Source organism: Elstera litoralis, assembly GCF_000963705.1.
GTDB classification, from domain to species: Bacteria; Pseudomonadota; Alphaproteobacteria; order Elsterales; family Elsteraceae; genus Elstera; species Elstera litoralis.
Window position 1 is genome coordinate 1 of sequence record NZ_LAJY01000570.1, and the last position, 1,017, is coordinate 1,017.

General features: G+C 59.4%; 1 protein-coding gene. It reads right to left on the minus strand.

Features of this window, described 5'->3' with window-relative positions; genetic code table 11:
• On the minus strand, nt 1–972 hold a 972-nt coding region (rho, locus tag VZ95_RS17585; protein WP_045777018.1), incomplete at its 3' end, for a transcription termination factor Rho.
• Nucleotides 973–1,017 lie beyond the last annotated feature (45 nt).

Genomic DNA, 1,017 nt, shown 5'->3' on the forward strand with positions numbered 1-1,017 from the left:
GCCGGTATCGATCAGCGCTGTACCGATGATGGTCAGCGAGCCGCCTTCTTCGATATTGCGCGCAGCGCCAAAGAAGCGCTTCGGGCGTTGTAGGGCGTTGGCATCCACACCGCCGGTCAGCACTTTGCCGGAGGAGGGCACCACCGTATTGTAGGCGCGGGCGAGGCGGGTGATCGAATCGAGCAGGATGACCACGTCGCGCTTATGCTCAACGAGGCGTTTCGCCTTTTCCAGCACCATTTCCGTCACTTGCACGTGGCGGGTTGCGGGCTCGTCGAAGGTGGAGCTGATAACTTCACCCTTCACCGAGCGCGCCATATCGGTCACTTCTTCCGGGCGCTCATCGATCAGCAGAACGATGAGGTAGACTTCCGGGTGATTCTTGGCAATCGCATGGGCGATGTTTTGCAGCATCACGGTTTTACCGGTGCGCGGCGGCGCGACGATCAAAGCGCGCTGGCCTTTGCCGAGCGGCGCGACCAGATCGATGACGCGGGTGGTCAGATCCTTGCGCGTCGGGTCTTCGATTTCGAGCTTCAGGCGCTCATCCGGGTAGAGCGGCGTCAGATTGTCGAAATTGATGCGGTGGCGGACTTTTTCCGGCGCATCGAAATTGATCGTATTGACCTTCAGCAGCGAGAAATAACGCTCGCCGTGCTGCGGCGCGCGAATCTGGCCTTCCGCCGTATCGCCGGTGCGCAAGCCGAAGCGGCGCACTTGCGTCGGGCTGACGTAAATATCGTCCGGCCCCGGCAGATAGTTGGATTCGGGCGAGCGCAGAAAGCCGAAGCCGTCCGGCATCACTTCCAACACGCCGCTGCCGAAGATAGCAACGTCATTCTCGGCAAGCTGTTTGAGAATAGCGAACATCATATCCTGCTTACGCAGAGTGCTCGCGTTTTCGATTTGTAATTCTTCAGCGTAGGCCAGCAATTCCGCCGGCGTCTTGCGCTTTAATTCTTCGAGATGCATCAGAAATCCATTGTCGGCCTGGGGCGGACGCTCGGGCGGCGCAAA